The organism is Sphingomonas sp. SL1004 (genome assembly GCF_057815015.1).
Map to the genome: position 1 here is coordinate 4,420,278 of NZ_JBYMUX010000001.1, position 17,906 is coordinate 4,438,183.

Below are 17,906 nucleotides of genomic sequence, written 5' to 3' on the forward strand. Positions count from 1 at the left end.
AGTCTAGAGCGCGCGGGCGATGACCATCCGCTGAATATCGGACGTACCCTCGTAAATCTGGCAGACGCGGACATCGCGATATATCTTCGCAAGCCCGTATTCCTCGAGATAGCCGTACCCGCCGAGCGTCTGGATCGCGCCCGAACAGATCGTCTCGGCCGCTTCCGACGCGAACAGCTTGGCCATCGACGCTTCGGTCAGGCAGGGCTGGCCGGCATCCTTCAGTGCGGCGGCGTGGAGCACCAGCTGACGACTTGCCTCCAGCTTCGACGCGAGATCGGCAAGGCGGAAGCCGACCGCCTGGTGTTCGATGATCGCCTGCCCCATCGACTTGCGATCCTTGGCATAGGCGATCGCGATCTCGAGCGCGGCCTGCGCCATGCCGACGCACTGCGCGGCGATACCGATGCGACCGGCCTCGAGGTTCGACAGCGCGAGGCGATAGCCGCCGCCCTCCTCGCCGAACAGCAGCGACTCGTCGAGGAACAGGTCGTCGAACCGGATCGCGGCGGTGTCGGACGCGGCCTGGCCCAGCTTGTGCTCGACCTTGTCGACGCTGTAGCCGGGGCTGTCGGTCGGCACAAGAAACCCCGAAATGCCGCGCTTGCCCGCGGACGGATCGGTGACCGCGAATACCATCGTCACGCCAGCGATCTTGCCCGAGGTGATGAATTGCTTGGAACCGTTAAGCTTCCAGCCGCCCTCGACCCGCGTCGCGCGTGTTCGCATCGCCGAAGCGTCGGAGCCAGCATCGGTCTCGGTCAGCGCGAATGCGCCGATCATCCGCCCGCCGATCAGGTCGGGCAGGAATCGCGTACGGTGCGCATCGGTGCCGTATTTTAGGATACCGGACACGAGCAAGCTGTTCTGGATGGAGACCACTGTCGACAGCGCGCCGTCCGCGGCCGCCAGCTCGATCAACGCCAGCGCATAGGACACATAGTCCGCGCCGCCACCGCCAGCGTCTTCGGGTACGGTCATGCCCATCAGCCCGAGATCGGCCATCTCGACGAACAGCTCGGGCGGAAAGCCCTTGTTCGCCTCGAACGCGACGCTGTGCGGGCGGATACGCTCCTGCGAGAACGAGCGGATCGCGTCCTTGACTGCGGTCTGGGTGTCGGTGAGCATCATGGACGTACGATCCGGTATGATAGTTACTGGTGAGTAGTTGCGCCCGATGCCGCCCCTGTGTCAATATGAGCGCATGCCTGCCCGTTCCGCTATCCAACCGGCGATATCGTCACCCTTCCAATCGTTGGAATCGCGCGAGGCGTTGCGCATCGAGAAGCGCGATGCGCTTCTTCGCGCGGCGGTCGGAATGTTCAACGAGCGCGGGTTTCACGCCACGTCGCTCGACGACGTGGCGGCGAGCCTCGGGGTCACCAAGCCGGTGATCTACAATTATCTCGGCAACAAAGATCAGGTGCTGTTCGAGTGCGTCCGCATGGGGCTCGGCCAGCTTCGCGGTGCGGCCGAACGCTCGCAGCAGGTCGGTGGCAGCGGCCTTGACCGGTTGAAGGCGTTCCTGCGTTTATATGCCGAGGTGACGATGGACGATTTCGGTCGTTGCGTCATCCGCACGCCGGACGAAGTCCTGTCGCCGGGTGCGCGCACGCAGTTCCGCGCGCTCAAGACCGAAATCGATGCGACGATGCGCGGTATGATCGAAGAGGCAGTTGCCGATGATTCGGCGCAGGTCAAGGACGTCCGCCTGACGGCGTTCACGCTGGCCGGTGCGCTGAACTGGCCCGCACGGTGGTTTCGCCCCGAGGGGCCGATGTCGGCGCAACAGGTGGCGCACGACATCGTCGAACTCCTGTGTTCGGGCCTCAGCCCAAGCCGGTGAGGGTTCGCACGGCAGGACGGCGTCCGGACAGTGCCCGGATCGCCGCCCGACCGTGCCGAACTCAGGAACGGATCGCGGAGAACGTCCCTTCGCGGCCCTTCGCACTGACCGTGCCGTTCATCCGCGTACCGTCGAGCTCGCCCGTGAAGACGATGTCGATAGACATGAACATCACCTTTGTCTGATAGGTCCAGCGGACGTCTCGGCCGCGGACCTCGCCCGCCGTCAGGGCGTGGCTCTTGCCGGGCTTGGCCTTGCTTTCGCCGGTCGTGACATCGACGCAGACACCGCCCAGTCTGGGACCACGCTCGTTGAACGCGCAATCGACGACGAAGGCCTTGCCGCTGATGTTGCCGGATACACGCCACTTGCCGCCAGCCTGTGCATTAGCCTGTGCAGCGGCCGGAGCGGACAGGAGCAGGGCGGGGGCCATTACGCCGAGCATGAGCATGAGCATGGATCGCATGAATATTCCCTCGAAATCAGCAAGGAGACGTTTCCTCGGGTCGAGGCGTAGCGCGGCTCGATGGACCTTTCGTGGAGGGGGGATCAGAACTGCGCGTCGATCCCCAGCCGGATCGTGCGCGGGCGGACGGGTGTGATCTGATTACCGTCGGCGACTCCGAACGGGTTGCCGAATGCGAAACTGTTGGCGCTGACGTTGGCGACGTTGTCGACGTCGAGGGCGATGCCGTACCGGCCGATATCCAGTCGTCCGCCCAGCGATCCCACCGCATAGCCACCCTGGGAAAGGTCTAGCAGCGGGGCGATGCCAAGCCGCGACTTCCCGACATAGCGGACCGAACCAGTAGCGCTGGCCTCGATATCGTTACCCACCGTCTTGTGCCAGGCGACCGAGACACGCTCGCCGTTCGAGGCGATGTTGGGAAACGGGTTGGTGCCGGGGCCGCCAAAGCCGGGCGCCGGCTTCGTGACGTCGCTGGCATTGATGAAGGCGGCGGCGGTGATTGTCAGCGCAGGGTGCGGACGCCATGTAAGGTCGGTGTCCAAGCCATAGATCCGCCCGCGACCGATATTGGCGGTGTAGGGCAGTCCTGCACTGTCGACGAGATCCGCCTGGATATTGTTCCAGTCGGCGGCAAACACTGCTGCGCGCAACGAAAAGCGATCGTGTCCCTCCTTGCCCAGTCGAAAGCCGATCTCGTTCATGTTGAGATCGTCGGAGGCGAAGCGCTGCGCGGTCTGGGTTGAGCCGGTCGGCGACAGCGTGAGGCCACCGGCGCGATAGCCCTGCTGGAAATGGAAGAAGCCGGTGAACGACGATGTCGGCTGCCAGGACAGCGCCAGGGTCGTCGAAAACCGCTGCGCGTTGCGGCTCACGCGGTCGGTACCAAGCCCGGTCTCGTCGACCGGCAATCCGGAACTGTGCGCGAGGGTGAAGCGTCCGCCGGCGGTTCCGGTGATGGTCGGGAACAGCGGCCGCGATACCTGGCCGAAGACTGCGGCTTCGAGCCGTTCGTTGAGCACGCCGTTCGTCACCGGCCTGACGTCGGTCGGACCGAACGTGCGCAGCAATGCGCTCAGGCTGTAGACGCTCGAAAATCCGGCAACCCAGGGTGCCGCCGAGGTGCCGCCAGTGACCCTCGTTTCATGCGTCGTCAGGAGAATATAATTGTCTTCCCGCAAGCGGGTTCGGGTCGCTGTTCCATCCGGGCCGGTCGCATCGAATATCGAGCTGAGTCGATGGCTGGCAACCGATGTCGTGGTCAGCAGTTCGAGGTCGCCAATCGGACCGGCTGCGGTAAAATGGGTGAGGTAGTAATCATTGTGGAACGGCTGCGCGAAGCCATTGTCGCGGGTCAGCGGAGAATCGGCGCGCAGCGTGTACTGGCCGTCGCGGTTCTTGCTGTTCTGAATGACCAGCCCGGCATCGAAGTTCCAGCCGGAATTTGGCGTGAACCGCACGACGAGGCGCTGGCCGACGCTGAAGGTCGAGTTGATATCCCGGCGACCGCGCGCCGGCGAGTCGATATAGCCGCCACCTTGCGTGACGAAGCCGACCAAGCGCACCGCGAGCGTGCCCGGGATGACCGGCACGTTGACCATTGCCGCGAAATCGCCGCCGAGGCCGCCGTCCTGCGTCGCCGATCCGCCGACCGACACCGAACCTGCCACCGCGTCCGCGTCGGGCGCGTTCGGCACCAGCCGGATCACGCCGCCAAGCGAACTCGCGCCATACAGCGTACCCTGCGGCCCGACCAGCACCTCGATCCGCTCGAGATCGTAGAGATTGAGATTGGGATCGGGCGCATTGTAGTTGAGGCGGACGTCGCCGAGATACTGCCCGACTGTCGCCTGGCTCGGACCGTTGAAGCTGCTGTCGGCGATACCGCGGATGAACAGCTTGTTGCGCGCCGGCCCCAGATTGGTCGAGCCCACAATGGGCAGCATGTCGGTCAGCGCCGCGGAGCCGTCCGCGGCGTGCCGCGCCACCCAGCCGCGATCCAGTTCGATCAGCTTGACCGAGCCCGGAAACCGATCGAGCGTCGAACGCTGCTTGCTCGCCATCACGACGATGTCGTCATGGTCGGGCTCGACGGTCGGCAGAGGTTTCTCAGGCAACGTCTTTCGCGGTTTCGGCCGATCGGAACTGGTCCGGCGCACGATCGCGATCGTCCGTGCGTCATAGAATATCGCGGTCGCGTTCGTGCCGCGCAGGGCGCGCGTGACCGCCTCCTTAATGGTGAAACTGCCGCTGACACCCGGCGACCGCAGCGCAGCCACGCTAGGATCGGTTACCGTGATCGTCACCCGACCCTGCACTGCGAGCGTCGATGCGACCCGGCCGATGCTGCCAGCGGGCGCCTCGAAACGCTGCGCAGATGCAGCCTGCGCGGTACCGCCGGCGGCGATCGAGGCGAAGCTCAGACCGACACCAGACACGACCGCGACCGCGACGTTGTTACTTAGACGCACGACCGTCGGCAGAGATCGTCCAGCCCCCGGACGTTTGGCGGATCGTGGCGTCGAGCGCCGGTGTCAGGCGAAGCAACTGGCCGGGATCCTTGCCGTCTAGCGTGATCGCTCCCGAGAATGGGCGTGCGGCGATTTCCGGTGCGACCGTGATCTTGACGCCTAGCGCGCGGCCAAGATCGGCTGCCACCGTCGCCAGGGGATCGCCGGCATAGACGAACTGCCCGTTACGCCAGCCGCCGACCGATGCGGCGGGCGCGCTGATGAGGTGAAGCGTCGTCGAGGATGCTGCATCGACGACGCCTTCGCCGGGCTTCAGCGTCACGGCCTCGCGGTCGGGATTGTAGATTACCGACCCTTCTGCGACGGCGACGCGGACGTCGCCGTCGGTGCTGCTTACGTCGAATACCGTGCCGACATCCTGAATGACCCGCCCCGCCACCTCGACCGCGAACGGGTGGGCGGCGTCGTGGCGGACCTGGAACAGCGCCTGTCCGGCGAGCAGAGTCGCGGTGCGTGCGTCGTGGCGATCGAAGCGCATCCGCGAGTCGCCGGCCAGCGTGATCCGCGTCCCGGCATCGAGCGCGACGACGCGTTGTCCGCCCGGTCCGGTCGCGACCTCGTAGGGCGCGGCGCGAAACTGCGGCACGACGAAGAGGAGCGCGAGGGCTGCTGCGGTTGCGGTGATGAGTCCGCCGCCCCACAGCATCCCGGTTCGACGACCCGATCCGATACTACCTCGCGTGTCGTCGTTCGCCGCCATCTGTTGCAGGTCTATGGCAGGCGCGCGCGTTGAGCTGGCGTCATAGGCGGCTGCGTGACGGACATCCTCGCCAAGCCACGCCTCGAACGCCCGCTGTGACTCCGCGTCCGGATAGCGAAGGCGCAGTCGCCAGAGCAGCGCCTGCGTCGCAATATCGTCCATCGTGCTGACGCTCATGATGGTGGTGCAGCGTGGCAGATCCCGGTTCCGGCTACGCGGCACGACGCCCATCGGCGCGGCGCGCGATGGTTGCCGTAACGAACGGAGACAGAACGGGGATACAGGTACGTCATCATAGCCTTCGGAAAAGACCGATCTTGCAGATGCGGTCGCGATTCCCCGTGATGTAAGGGACGGATCGAGATGTACCGCCGGTTCGATGGAGATATGATGGAGGCCGGGCGGCGGATTAAATTAATATGCGATTTCGGGCTTTTGCAGAGCCCCCGCGACACATCCGGGCGGACTAAAGCGCCGCGGCGAATCATTTGCCGCCGCGTTGACGACAGTGATCATATTCGCCTTTCTTGCAGATCGGATAGACCGTCGGCTGCTCGCCATCGACGTCGGAAGGATCGGCCGCCGCCTCACGCGCGCCACGCCAGGGCTTACGCCCGGGCTGGGGGCGCGATTGCGGATCGTAGATCGCCTCGGGTGCATCGTCGATTTCGGCGGCATCCGCGCTCCCGCTTGCAAAGGCCTGACTCGGCGCTTGACCGTTCAATTCCTTGGCCAGTTCCTCTGCGCCCTTGCGAATGCCGGTCTTTGCAGCCGTCAGCGCCCCGAACGTCGCCTTCATATTGAGGGCGGCCGGGTATTGCTTGACGATGTGCGCGGCAAGCAGCCGGTTGGTCGACGCATCGTAGATTTCCACAGCGTAGAATACCGATCCGGTCAGCGATCCTTCCTTGCCGCGGATCGCCTGAACCATGTTGTAGGGACCGCCCGCGATGTCGATCCGCGAAAAGCTGCCCGCCACCGGCATCGTCGGCTTTGCGCCGGTCAGCGTCAGGCGCAGACGCAGCGTGCGCGGCTTGGCGGTCTCGGTCAGCTCGAACGGCGGCGACAGTTTTTCGGTGAACTGTTCTTGCATGTAGCTCGCGAGCGCGACCTTGCCTTGCTCCGGAATCTTGCCGAACTGTGCATCCGGCCCGTGATACACGACCACCGGCTCGATCAGGATGCGGCTATAGTCGCGCCAGTTGACCGGCGTGGTGTAGGTATAGGGAAGCCGATCGGATCCGGCGTCGGAGCGCATATGCGGTGCGGAAGCGATCCCGGAATAGGCGAGTGGCTTGGTGCCCGCACAACCGGACAGCAACAGGCAGGTTACGGTGAACCCCATCAGGCACGGCGCCATGAAGCTTTGCGACGGGCGCAGCCGCGAAGCAAAAAAGCCGAACGGCTTGTTCAGGCCATCTATCAGCGGGGACGCGATCGGTGCGAATATGTTCATCATGGGGTCTCTCAGCAGACGAGGGAGCCGAGTTGCTCGGCGTCCGACGGAGAGATGGTCGAGTGCGATGAACGGATAGGGCGGGTTCGATGGAGATATGATGAAGGGGGTGGGCAAGCGCGAAATCTTGTCCTCGATTTGGTCAGCCAACCATGTCCTTGAGCGCCACGTCGGTATCCGCCAGCATCTCCGGCGCGATCACTGCGGCGCTCTCGACCAGCTTGCGCCCCTGGACGTAATCCTTGACCGTACCGACACAGTCGAGCGCGATCACGTGGCCGGCACGCAGGTACACCACGGAGAATCTGCGCGTCGCCGGATCGCCGCGCAACACCGTCGCGTCGTAGCCGGTAGACAGGCCGACAGTCTGAAGCTTCAGGTCGTACTGGTTCGACCAGAACCACGGGATCGCATCATAGTCCGCGATCTGGCCGGCGATGCCCTTTGCAACCACGGTCGCCTGGTCGTTGGCGTTCTGCACCGATTCGACGCGGATCGGGGTACCGTCGGCGTAGCGGTTGGCGTGGAGCGCACAGTCGCCGATCGCATAGATGTCGGGCAGGCTGGTGCGGCATGCCGTATCGACCGCGACGCCGTTGCCGCCATCCGCACCGGCCTCCATCAACGGCGCGACCTCGGGGATGATGCCGATGCCGACGATGACCATGTCCGCATCGATCACCGTGCCGTCCGCCAGTCGCACGCCGGTCACGCGGTCGTCGCCCAAGATGCAGTCGACCACCTGTCCCAGCCTGACGTCGACACTGTGCGCGCGGTGCTCAGCCTCGAAGAACCGGGACAGGTCCTCGCCGGCCACGCGCGCAAGCACGCGGTCGAGCGCCTCCAACAGCACCACCGACTTGCCGAACTTGGTCAGCACGGCAGCGGCTTCGAGCCCGATGTAGCCGCCGCCGATCACGACTGCCGTCCGCACGTCCGGCAGCTCGTCGATCATCCGGTCGGCATCGGCCCGGTCGCGGACGGTATGCACGCCCTTCAGATGATGTCCGGCACAACTCAACCTGCGCGGCGTTCCACCGGTGGCCCATATCAGCCGATCGTAACCGATCGTCGTGCCGTCCTCGGTCTGGACGCGATGCTCGGCCGGATCGACCGAGACGATGCGTGAGCCGAGACGGAAATCGATCCGCTGATCGACCCAGAAACTCTCTGGCCGGATCAGGATTCGCGTGAAGACCTTCTCGCCCAAAAGATATTCCTTCGAGAGGGGGGGGCGTTCGTAGGGAAGTTCGTGCTCCCGGCCGACGATCAGGATCGACCCGGCGAAACCGGTTTTCCGTAAAGCGATCGCGCAGGCCGCGCCGCCGTGTCCGCCACCGACGATCACGACATCGGCGGACAGCATCCGTCCGTCTGCTGAAATCGCGTCGGCCGACTGGGTTTCACGCTGTGACAGGTCGTTCATTCGAATACCTCGCCTGGGTGTGTCGGTACGCAGCATCGGTCGTTCGGCCATGCTGCGTCGATCCGGTCTGCCGCCCCACCTAGAGTTGAAGCGTGCGCATCTCAATCGCGGGAAGGCCCGAAGTACGCTCCAGCGCCCGATCGCTACCGATAAGCCGCGGCTGCGATGCCCGGGTCTCTTTTGCGGGACCGCGGGCGGCTCCATCGAACCTCCACCATCTCCACAACCGGCCTTCATCAGCCGCTGCCAATTGCAGGGTCGAAGCCGCCGGAAAGGCAGGCATCTTCCTCGAAAGGCAATTTTGATGACCCGTATCGTTCTCGCCGGCCTCGCGTTCGCCGCCGCTACTCTCGCTACCGCCGCCTATGCGCAGGACGAGCCCGTCCGTGGCATCTACGGCGTCGCCCGCGCAGGGGCCTCGGTTAATTCCGAGCAGAAATTCGATGTCGACAACCTGCCGTCGCAGTTCGATGATAAGACCAAGTACAAGACCGGCCTGACGGGCGAGATCGGCGGCGGCTACGACTTCGGCATGTTCCGCGTCGAACAGACGATCGGCTACAACAGCAACAGCCTCAACGTGAAGGACGTCGGCACGGACAACCTGCCGGCATCGGGTCGCACCCGTTCGTACAACGTCAGCGTCTCCGGCTATGTCGATATCCCGCTGCACACGATGTTCGTGCCGTATGTCGGCGGTGGCATCGGCGCATCCCGGGTAGATGCGAACCTGTCGCGGGTCGGCACCAGCGGCGCGAGCAGCAGCTATGCGGGCAAGGACTGGGGCATGACGTGGCACGCCGATGCCGGCCTCGGCATCAACGTCGCGCCCAAGACGACGCTCGAAATCGGTGGCCGCTATTCGCAGACCAGCAAGCTCACGTTCGAAGGCCAAGATGCAGGCGTCGCGACCAGCTACGAACCAAAGTTGCGCAACATCTCGGGCACGCTCGGTATACGCCACATCTTCTGAGCACCGTCTTTTTCGAGGTGTCGTCTCCACGGCGCTGACCCCTTGTTCCTTGCCGATGGCGAAAAAGCGTCATCGGCAAAGGGCATACGCGCACCTTCACCCGCGCAGTCAAGCAGGACTGATTCCCATGCTGATCACAGCCTTGATTGTGAGCGCTGCGGCCCTTTCCGCACCGGCTCCGTCCTCCCCGGAAGCGCACGCGATCGGAACGGTTCCGGTGGTCGCGCTCCGGGATGACTGTTCGCAGTCAGCGCCGGGAGTCCGGATCAACGTCTCGGGCCTGAAAGATCGGAGCGGGCGGTTGAAGCTCGAACTCTACCCGGCGAATGCAGAAGATTTCCTCAAGGGCGATCGGGAACTACTCAAGGCGGGCAAGGTGTTTCGCCGGGTCGTCACCACGGTTCCGTCCAGCGGCGTCGTCAGCCTATGCGTACCGGCGCCTAGCCCGGGACGCTATGCGGTCGTCGTAATCCACAAGCGCGACGGCGCTCCCAAGTTCAATATCAGCAACGACGGCGTCGGCCTGCCGGGCCTCGACCGGATCGGTCGCCGCCGGCCCAATTTCGAGCAGGCCGTGGTCCTCGTACCTGATCAGATCACGACGGTTAAGATGCGGATGCAATATCTGCACGGCCTTGCGGGCTTCCGACCGGAGCCACAGTGATGCGGGGCCCCATCGCCACCGACCCGAGCCGGGTGATCGCGGCATGGATAAAGTCACCTCGGAGGACGATCGCCGGCATGGCGTGCGTGTGCGTCGTCCTGGGGGCAATCTTAATCGCGGTTGAACGCTGGCTCGCGGATGTTCTCGGCGATGACCTGATCGCGATCATCCTTTTGCTCATCGGAACTATCATTCTTATCGCGCTATCGTCACCGATACTGTCCAAGAGTGGAAGACGTTGAAGGCGCATCCAACTCAGTTGCAGATCCGTCGGGTTGTCTTTCAGACGGCTTAAATCCGTTTGTTTCCAAACTTCGATAGGGAATGGCGACCCCCACGAGAGGGGACATGATACCCAGGAAATGGCGCAAAACCGCCAATTTCTGGTATCCCGCCGGATGGTCTCTGTACCCATCCACTGTACACATCGGACGGCTCCTCCTCCGATTTCATGATGGGGTCTGTGGAGATTTCGCGGGGCGGGGTCAACGCTCCAGGTCCCGTCGTGACGATGCAGACTGGCTCGCGACCGCGATGCCAGAGCTGGGACGGACTGTCATCCTGCTCGACCAGCCTGTTGAGCGTCCCTATGCCCTGGTTCATCATGACGTCGCCACTGCGCCCAGCACCGGGTTGCCGGGATGGTCGCCCGGCTCGGCGCCTGATGACCGCGGGAGGGTACACGCCGCTCCAGGCGGGGCTCGTCCTGCTGCCTTTTCCGTTCATCGTCGGGTCCAGCTCGCGGTACATGGGGCGACTCGCCGAACGCATCGGCCCCGGCATGCCGCTCGCCTTGGGCGCGCTGACCACCGGTGTGGGCTTCGCTATTCTGGGCTTCCTGGATCCCCGCGCTAGCTACTGGGTGTCTGCGTTCCCGGGGATGGTGGTGATCGCACTAGGCATGTCCGGCGCAGTGGCGCCGCTTACTACCGCGGTCCTATCCTCGGTCGACAGCGAGCACACCGGACCCGCCTCCGGGTTCAACAGCGGGATCTCGCGCACCGGTAGCCTGATCGCGACGGCACTCGCCGGCACCGTGATGGCACGTTCCGGCGGCGAAATGGTGTCCGCTTTCCATGTCGCCGCGTTCATCGGCGCTGGTCTGGCCGCCGGATCGGCTGCGGTGGCGTTCGCGATGCTGGACCGCTCGGGTGGCCACCCACATTAAGGCGGATGGCTGGGAACGCCGAGCCGAGGAGCTAGTCCCAACCCGACGCCATCAGGCGGCCAGCAGATGTGCCTGTTCGCCGAAGCGGGGATCCGCCGTCTCGAAGAACAGAACCTCGTCGCGCGAGAGCCGCAGCAGCTGGCGCGCCTGCACGGCGAACCGCTCGCCTGCGCGCACGAGCCAGAGCTGGCGGTCCGTCGGGCGGTTGGCGCGGGCGAGAAGGGAGTTCGCGTCGATCACCTCCGCGTCGATGCCGATCAGCTGCCCGTCGACGTCGACGATGTGGTTCAGCTTGATATCCCAATTGGCCATGTCACAGACTCCATTTCCCTGAGAACTCCATCACTCGCACGGGCGGGCGTCAAAAGCTGTCACCCCCGTGTTCGCGGAGCATGCACAAAGCGTTGACGAGCATCATCTCCGGCACCGTCCGGCACGGGGTCTCCAGGAGGAGCGGGCTCGCGAACACGACCGCCGAGGCCTGCGCACGCGAGACCGCGACATTGATCCGGTTCAGCGAGAACAGAAAGGCAATGTCGCGTGGCAGTTCCTCGCCGCTCGACGTCGTCATCGAGACGAGGCACACCGGCGCCTCCTGGCCCTGAAAGCGGTCGACGGTGCCGACCCGGACGGCGGCGGGAAGCGCGGTGCGCAGCGCGTTGACCTGCGCGTTGTAGGGCGCGACCACTAGGATGTCGCCGTGGCCGACCATGCGCTCGACACCGTCGCGTGAGCGGTAGGTCGACCCGACAACCCTGGCGATGTGTGCCCTGATCGCCTCGATCTCCTCGGGACTGACCTGGGAACGGCCGAGGTGGGACACGGAACGCACGCCGGCGCCGACGAGGGAGACGCCGTCCGCCGTCCGCAGGTCCTGCCTGCCCGCAGCCTCGTCCGAAAGCAGCCGGTCCTCGTAGACCGCGGTGGAGATGAAGCCGCAGACGGCGGGGTGCATGCGGCGGCTCGCCCGCGAAGTCGATGAAGTCGTCGACTGCCGCTTCGTACTCACCGGCCGTTTGGGGGCGGGGCTCGTTGCCCGCCTTCCACTCACGGAAGAGTGCCTTGAGACGCAGGTTCGGCCGGAGGCGCGAATTCGTCGCGCGCGGCCGATGACGGCTCAGACGCGACCGGTTGGCCTCCTCGTCGCCGCTACGTTTGTCATCCACGACGTTGAGGAGCGCCTTGGCGATCTCGTCGTCCGAGAAGCGCTCTCCGCTCGGGTCGAAGGCGCGCAGCCGGGCGGCCGGGCCGTCGAGGCATCGGCGCCACACGCGCGCGGCGTTATGCCAGCGCAGGCGGATCCAGTTCGTGCCCGTCTGCTCGATGTCGCCGCCGTAGGACTCGGCTACGATCCTCTCGAACCTCGTCCTGTCGCCCAGCACGAGGTCCCAGTCGGTGTTGGAGGCGGGGCCCATGATGGCCGGAGGGTAGATGTCGTCGACGTCGCTCGACTGTCGCGAGCCGGCGGTGGCGTCGAGCTCCATGAAGGTCATCGCGAGCCGCTGCGCGCCGCTGAGGCCGCCACCCACCGCCGGTGCCTCGCACCAGCGCCGCACCAGGGCTGCGGGGGTGGGGATAAGCGTGCCCTCGGCCATCCGGCGCCGGGCGTCGGCGAGCGTCGTCTCGAAGGCGGCGTTCTCGCGAGCGAAGCCGATCTTGGCGAGCGCGGGGTCCTTGGTTCCGAGCGTCACCTTCACGACGGCCTTGCCGCCGAACGCGGCGCGGAGCGCTTCGGGGACCGCGCGTCTGAAGTAGAGTTGGCCGGTGCGGGGGTCTGCGAAGGGGGAGGCCATCGAGCTCTTTTTCACGTCGTTCTGTACCCATGTTCTGTACACATGGCGGGTAAAGATGACGTAAATCCGGCTATTTCCGTAGTTTATACGGAAATGGTGACCCCTACGAGAATCGAACTCGTGCTTACGCCGTGAGAGGGCGTCGTCCTAACCGCTAGACGAAGGGGCCGTTAGCAGAAGCGGGCGTCTACGGAAGGCGGCGGCGGTCGTCAAGACGATTGCCGATTTTTCCTGGACGCCCGCTTCTTTTTCTTAAGCCGCGACCTTCTTGCGCTCGGCCATTTCCTCGTTGAGCATCTCGGCCAGCAGGAAGGCGAGTTCGAGGCTCTGGCTGGCGTTGAGCCGCGGGTCGCAGTGGGTGTGGTAGCGATCGGCCAGCGACTGCTCGGTCACGTCGACCGCGCCGCCGGTGCACTCCGTCACGTTCTGCCCGGTCATCTCGGCGTGGATGCCGCCGGCGTGCGTGCCTTCCGCGCGGTGGACCGCGAAGAACCCGCGGACTTCGGCGAGGATGCGGTCGAACGGCCGCGTCTTGTAGCCGTTGGCGGCCTTGACGACGTTGCCATGCATCGGGTCGCAGCTCCACACCACCGGATGGCCTTCGCGCGTGACGGCGCGGACGAGGCGGGGCAGGTTCGCCTCGATCTTGTCATAGCCATAGCGCGTGATCAGCGTCATTCGGCCGGGGATGCGGCCGGGGTTGAGCGTGTCGAGCATCCGCAGCAGCGCGTCCGGCTCGAGGCTCGGGCCGCACTTGATGCCGATCGGGTTACCGATCCCGCGGAGGTATTCGACGTGACTCGACCCTTCGAACCGCGTGCGATCGCCGATCCACAGGAAATGCGCGCTGGTGTCGTACCAGTCGCCGGTCAGCGAATCCTGCCGGGTCAGCGCCTGCTCATACTGGAGCAGCAGCGCCTCGTGGCTCGTGTAGAAATGCGTCTGCGCGAGCTGCGGGACGGTCTCCGGATCGATACCGCACGCGGCCATGAACTCGAGCGCCTCGCCGATCCGGTCCGCGGTCTCGGCATATTTCTTCGACCACGGGCTGCGGCCCATGAAGTCGTGCGTCCAGCGGTGGACCTGGTGCAGGTTCGCATAGCCACCCTGAGCAAAGGCGCGCAGCAGGTTGAGCGTCGCCGCCGACTGCGAATAGGCGCGGATCATCCGCTGCGGATCGGGCGCGCGGGCATCGGCCGTGAAGGCGATGTCGTTGACGTTGTCGCCGCGGTACGAGGGCAGCTCGACGCCGTCGATCGTCTCGGTATTGGTCGAGCGCGGCTTGGCGAACTGACCCGCCATTCGGCCGAGCTTCACCACCGGCAGCTTCGACGCGAACGTCAGCACGACGGCCATCTGCAGGATGACGCGGAACGTGTCGCGGATGTTGTTGGCGCTATGCTCGGCAAAGCTCTCGGCGCAATCGCCACCTTGGAGCAGGAACGCGCGACCGGCCGCAACCTCGGCAAGCGACGCCGTTAGGTTGCGCGCTTCGCCAGCAAAGACGAGCGGCGGGAACGTGGCCAGCTGGTCTGTCGCCGCGGTCAATGCTGCGGCGTCGGGATAGGTAGGGAGCTGCCGCGCTTCGTGTTGCGTCCAGCTGTCGGGGGCCCAGTTCGCCGCCATGATATGTCGTCCGATTGATGAATTGTGCGGCTGGCCATGCGCGAAAACCCGTTTTTGCGCAACGAAGTAAAGCTTGGGTAGCGCCAGATCCGCTTCGACAGGCGGATATACTCATTCCCGTTTTAAAAAAATATGGCGTTCGGACTGTCCCTTTGCCAAAGAGGGGGAATGGATATGCCCATGCGCCTCATCATCGCGTTCTCGATCATTGCCGCCGGCATTGCGATCGGCCTGCCGATCCTGATCATCCAGTCGCGTCGGCGCCGCGCGGACAAGCTGCGTCGTCGCGGCATCAAGAGCTATAATCGCAGTCGCGCGACCAACCCCGTCCGCTGAATACCGTCTGACGAATTCCGCCCGTCAGTAGCCCGCGGTCAGGTCGGCGACGTTCTTCATCGGCCTGCCGCCCAGGAACGCGCTCAGATTTTCCAGGAACAGGGCAGCGCCCCGCGCGAACATCGTCGTCTGGCTGCGGCCCGACAGATGCATCGTGATGATCGCGTTGGGGGCCGACCATAAAGGGTGATCGCCGGGCAGCGGCTCGGGATTGGTCGGATCGAGGAATGCGCCAGCGATCGTTCCGTCCGTCAGGGCCGCGAGCAGCGCATCGTCGTCGATCATGTCGCCGCGGGCGATGTTGATCAGCCACGCCGACCGTTTCATCCGCGACAGCTCGAGCGCGCCGATCATCGCCTGGGTCGCATCGGTCGAGGGCGCCGCAAGGATCACCCAGTCGAACGCTCCGAGTTCCGCAGGCCAGTCCGCGGGCGAAAGCGTCCCGTCGCGGCCGCTGCGCGTGACGCCGGTCACCGCGACGCCGAACGCGCTCAGCCGATCGCCGATCATCCGGCCGATCGTGCCATAGCCGATCACCAGCGCGCTGCTGCCCGCCAGTTCGACCTTGCCCGGCGCATCCTTCAGCCATTCGTGCCTATCCTGCGCGCGCACCACGACATCGAACCTCTTGGCCGCCGCCAGAACGCCCATCACCGCATATTCAGCGACCGCGACCGCGTTGATGCCCGCACCATTGGTCAGCGTCACGCCCTTGGCCTGCAACATGTCGAGCGGAAACGCGTCGAGCCCTGCGTAGATCGTCGATACCCATTTCAGGTCGGGCCCGGCAGCGTGGAGCGTCTCGGCGACCAGCTGTGTCGGTTGCATGTCGACCCAGGCGATGTCCGCATCCGCGATCATCGCCTTGGCTTCCTCCGGCTTGGCGAACCAGGCGACCGTCAGGCCGGGTGGAAGATGCGCTTCAAGCAACGCGCGAGCGGCGGCGGGCAGGACGGCTTTCATCCGCGCACCATCGTCCGGCACGCGATGATGTCAAGCAAGCGCGCAACGCCGTCTGTACGAACGCGCTCGTGCGGGGCTGGATCGCCGCTACCCCTGCCGGACGCGTTGTTCCCATCGGATCGCCGAGTCCGCGGATCGAACCCGATCGCTACCCGTTGGCAGATCGAGGAGAATGAGTATGGCGGACGAAGCAAAGCAACCGATGCAGGCGGTACCGGACAAGGCAACGGACGGCGCGGCAGACGATGTCGAGACCGGTCGTACGGGCGGCGGCGAAAGCGGCGGCGGTGCCTATAAGGACAAGGATCAGGTCAAGGGCGATCCCGACAACAGCGGTTTTATGAAGCATGGCGGCCAATCGCACATCGACTATAGCGGGCCAATCGACGACGACGGCAAGCCTGCCAACCCGAACGCGACCGCAGGCAGCTGAGCCCCCCGGCGAACCGACGAATAAGGCTGAATAGAACAGCAAACACTGCTATTTATTCGGGCCGAGTCGGACGTATCGGAGAATAGCATGAGTTGGGTGGCGGCGATCGTGGCGACAGGCAGCATCGGCCTGTCCGCTACTGGCCTGCTCATCGTCCGTTCAAACAGGGCTGAGCGCCGGCGGGCGCAGCGACGGGAAAAGCGTCTGGCGCATGATGCAGAGGCGTTGCGGCATTGGCAGGCGCTGCAGCAGTCTCTGGATGCCGACGGCTTTCACTGATGATGACCAGTCCAGGCGCCGGTCTTGAATTCTTCGGAACCGATGCTTAATAAAACTCAGCCCTGCCTGATCACAGGGGCGGCGTTGCACTATACGAGCCCGTCACACGTATCGCGCGCTCGTCGCGACCGCCAAGGCGCTGGACGACGCGGTGGCCGATACGTACCATCGGCCGCTCGACGAGATGGTAGACGATCGCGGCGATGATTATCGTCATGACCGTCGCCAGCGCTGCAAAACGCAGCGCCGTGCCGGGATCGCTCGCAACCAGGATTGGCGCCAGCGCCATGATGACCGTGCCGTGGAACAGATAGACCGAATACGAGATCGCGCCGAACCATGTCGCTACATGATTGCCGCCCGAACGCCTTGCCGCCATCCCAACGAATAGCATCAACGCGCCGATATAGCCGAGCGTCGGCGCCAGTGTGAAGTCGTGGGCGCCGACTGGCGGCACCGTCACGAATTCGACGACGGGCACCGCTGCCAGGAAGAACCCGCTCATCATGCCCGCCAGTCGCACGGCGATCGCGTCACCTTCTAGCAAAGCAAGCCTCAGCAGCGTCCCGAGCAGCATGAGCCCGAGATGAAGTGGCAGGTCGGCCGGTAGCCGCCGCCCGAGCAGATGCGATGCCAGCGCCAGCAACAACGCCGCGCCGAACATCGCGACGATACCGCCCGCCAGCGCAAACGGCGCGCGCAACCAGCCGGCCGCGAGAAGGCACGCGGCAAGCACGTAGAACGCCAGTTCGGTCGCCAGCGTCCAATAGGCGACGACGATATCGGGTTGGCCAAGATACCGCTGGAACATCGTGACGTTCGCCGCGATCGCGGCCGGCGCCACGGCCTGTGCGCCGGTCATCCGCAGTACCAGCAGCGCAAATCCCAGCGACAGCCAATAGGCGGGATACAGGCGAAAAAGCCGGGTGATCGCAAATGCCCGCAGCGGCCGATCGGTGCGAAAGCTGAACGGAATGACGAACCCGCTGATCAGGAAGAACAAGGCGACGCCGAAGCGTCCGAAATTGAAGAGTCCGTCGAACAACAGGATGCTCGCCTGCTCGATCGAGGGTGGCAGCGCGTGGGCCGTGATGACCATCTCGGCGATATGCTGGAACACCACCAGCAGGGCGGCCATTCCCCGTAGCGCATCGAGCGTCGTGATACGGCCATGGTGCAGCGTGTCGGACGCACCGAACCGACCAGGCCCGCCACCAGCTGCTCCCATTGCCCCCTCCTTTATTAT

At 64.9% G+C, this 17,906-nt stretch carries 18 protein-coding genes, 1 tRNA gene and 1 pseudogene; 7 read left to right on the top strand and 13 right to left on the bottom strand.

Going from position 1 to position 17,906, the window contains the following annotated elements; translation table 11 throughout:
* Nucleotides 1-3: 3 nt before the first annotated feature.
* Nucleotides 4-1,128, bottom strand: a complete 1,125-nt coding sequence (locus AC3D24_RS20375; RefSeq protein ID WP_489033261.1) for an acyl-CoA dehydrogenase family protein — start codon at nt 1,126-1,128, stop codon at nt 4-6.
* Between the two features lie 76 nt (nt 1,129-1,204).
* Here AC3D24_RS20375 and AC3D24_RS20380 point away from each other — a divergent pair, with 76 nt between their 5' ends.
* Nucleotides 1,205-1,846, top strand: a complete 642-nt coding sequence (locus AC3D24_RS20380) for a TetR/AcrR family transcriptional regulator (protein ID WP_489032912.1) — start codon at nt 1,205-1,207, stop codon at nt 1,844-1,846.
* A 61-nt stretch (nt 1,847-1,907) separates the two neighbouring features.
* Here the strand turns inward: AC3D24_RS20380 and AC3D24_RS20385 are convergent, their stop codons facing one another.
* From AC3D24_RS20385 to AC3D24_RS20405, 5 genes are all read right to left on the bottom strand, one after another.
* A complete protein-coding gene (locus AC3D24_RS20385) occupies nt 1,908-2,312 on the bottom strand; it encodes a hypothetical protein (RefSeq protein ID WP_489032913.1) in 405 nt (134 codons plus the stop codon).
* 83 nt (nt 2,313-2,395) lie between these two features.
* Nucleotides 2,396-4,783: a TonB-dependent receptor gene (locus AC3D24_RS20390; RefSeq protein ID WP_489032914.1), complete on the bottom strand. Its 2,388-nt coding sequence runs from the start codon at nt 4,781-4,783 to the stop codon at nt 2,396-2,398.
* Nucleotides 4,770-5,720 (bottom strand): FecR family protein, encoded by a 951-nt coding sequence (locus AC3D24_RS20395; protein ID WP_489032916.1) that lies wholly within the window; start codon nt 5,718-5,720, stop codon nt 4,770-4,772. Before AC3D24_RS20395 ends, AC3D24_RS20390 begins: the two co-directional genes overlap by 14 nt.
* A 307-nt stretch (nt 5,721-6,027) precedes the next feature.
* Nucleotides 6,028-7,002: a DUF3313 domain-containing protein gene (locus tag AC3D24_RS20400; protein ID WP_489032918.1), complete on the bottom strand. Its 975-nt coding sequence runs from the start codon at nt 7,000-7,002 to the stop codon at nt 6,028-6,030.
* Nucleotides 7,003-7,141: 139 nt separating this feature from the next.
* On the bottom strand, nt 7,142-8,365 hold the full coding sequence (locus tag AC3D24_RS20405; RefSeq protein ID WP_093400404.1) for an NAD(P)/FAD-dependent oxidoreductase: 1,224 nt from the start codon (nt 8,363-8,365) through the stop codon (nt 7,142-7,144).
* Between the two features lie 364 nt (nt 8,366-8,729).
* Here AC3D24_RS20405 and AC3D24_RS20410 point away from each other — a divergent pair, with 364 nt between their 5' ends.
* From AC3D24_RS20410 to AC3D24_RS20420, 3 genes are all read left to right on the top strand, one after another.
* The gene (locus AC3D24_RS20410) at nt 8,730-9,398 is read left to right on the top strand and encodes an outer membrane protein (RefSeq protein ID WP_175518276.1); all 669 of its coding nucleotides are present in this window, start codon (nt 8,730-8,732) and stop codon (nt 9,396-9,398) included.
* A 127-nt stretch (nt 9,399-9,525) separates the two neighbouring features.
* On the top strand, nt 9,526-10,062 hold the full coding sequence (locus tag AC3D24_RS20415; protein WP_489032919.1) for a DUF2141 domain-containing protein: 537 nt from the start codon (nt 9,526-9,528) through the stop codon (nt 10,060-10,062).
* A gap of 511 nt (nt 10,063-10,573) precedes the next feature.
* The gene (locus AC3D24_RS20420; protein ID WP_489033264.1) at nt 10,574-11,230 is read left to right on the top strand and encodes an MFS transporter; all 657 of its coding nucleotides are present in this window, start codon (nt 10,574-10,576) and stop codon (nt 11,228-11,230) included.
* Between the two features lie 51 nt (nt 11,231-11,281).
* Here the strand turns inward: AC3D24_RS20420 and AC3D24_RS20425 are convergent, their stop codons facing one another.
* The 5 genes and pseudogenes from AC3D24_RS20425 to AC3D24_RS20445 form a co-directional block, all read right to left on the bottom strand.
* Nucleotides 11,282-11,542, bottom strand: a complete 261-nt coding sequence (locus AC3D24_RS20425; protein WP_489032921.1) for a hypothetical protein — start codon at nt 11,540-11,542, stop codon at nt 11,282-11,284.
* Nucleotides 11,543-11,591: 49 nt separating this feature from the next.
* Nucleotides 11,592-12,185, bottom strand: coding sequence for a DEAD/DEAH box helicase (locus AC3D24_RS20430; RefSeq protein WP_489032922.1), 594 nt, complete (start codon nt 12,183-12,185; stop codon nt 11,592-11,594).
* A 655-nt stretch (nt 12,186-12,840) separates the two neighbouring features.
* A pseudogene (locus AC3D24_RS20435) lies at nt 12,841-13,023 on the bottom strand (DUF6538 domain-containing protein); the annotation flags it as partial.
* 94 nt (nt 13,024-13,117) lie between these two features.
* Nucleotides 13,118-13,192, bottom strand: a tRNA-Glu gene (locus AC3D24_RS20440).
* Nucleotides 13,193-13,275: 83 nt separating this feature from the next.
* Nucleotides 13,276-14,649: a class II 3-deoxy-7-phosphoheptulonate synthase gene (locus tag AC3D24_RS20445; RefSeq protein ID WP_489032924.1), complete on the bottom strand. Its 1,374-nt coding sequence runs from the start codon at nt 14,647-14,649 to the stop codon at nt 13,276-13,278.
* 180 nt (nt 14,650-14,829) lie between these two features.
* Here AC3D24_RS20445 and AC3D24_RS20450 point away from each other — a divergent pair, with 180 nt between their 5' ends.
* Nucleotides 14,830-14,985 (top strand): hypothetical protein, encoded by a 156-nt coding sequence (locus AC3D24_RS20450; protein WP_489032925.1) that lies wholly within the window; start codon nt 14,830-14,832, stop codon nt 14,983-14,985.
* A gap of 24 nt (nt 14,986-15,009) precedes the next feature.
* On the opposite strand, the gene AC3D24_RS20455 is transcribed toward AC3D24_RS20450, so the two are convergent.
* Nucleotides 15,010-15,948: a D-2-hydroxyacid dehydrogenase gene (locus tag AC3D24_RS20455; protein WP_489032926.1), complete on the bottom strand. Its 939-nt coding sequence runs from the start codon at nt 15,946-15,948 to the stop codon at nt 15,010-15,012.
* Nucleotides 15,949-16,126: 178 nt separating this feature from the next.
* Between AC3D24_RS20455 and AC3D24_RS20460 the strand changes: the two genes are divergently transcribed.
* Nucleotides 16,127-16,381 (top strand): hypothetical protein, encoded by a 255-nt coding sequence (locus tag AC3D24_RS20460; protein WP_489032927.1) that lies wholly within the window; start codon nt 16,127-16,129, stop codon nt 16,379-16,381.
* Between the two features lie 87 nt (nt 16,382-16,468).
* Nucleotides 16,469-16,660 carry a hypothetical protein gene (locus AC3D24_RS20465; RefSeq protein ID WP_489032929.1) on the top strand — a complete coding sequence of 64 codons (192 nt, stop codon included), beginning with the start codon at nt 16,469-16,471 and terminating at the stop codon, nt 16,658-16,660.
* A gap of 70 nt (nt 16,661-16,730) precedes the next feature.
* Here the strand turns inward: AC3D24_RS20465 and AC3D24_RS20470 are convergent, their stop codons facing one another.
* Nucleotides 16,731-17,888, bottom strand: a complete 1,158-nt coding sequence (locus AC3D24_RS20470) for an acyltransferase family protein (protein ID WP_489032930.1) — start codon at nt 17,886-17,888, stop codon at nt 16,731-16,733.
* Nucleotides 17,889-17,906 lie beyond the last annotated feature (18 nt).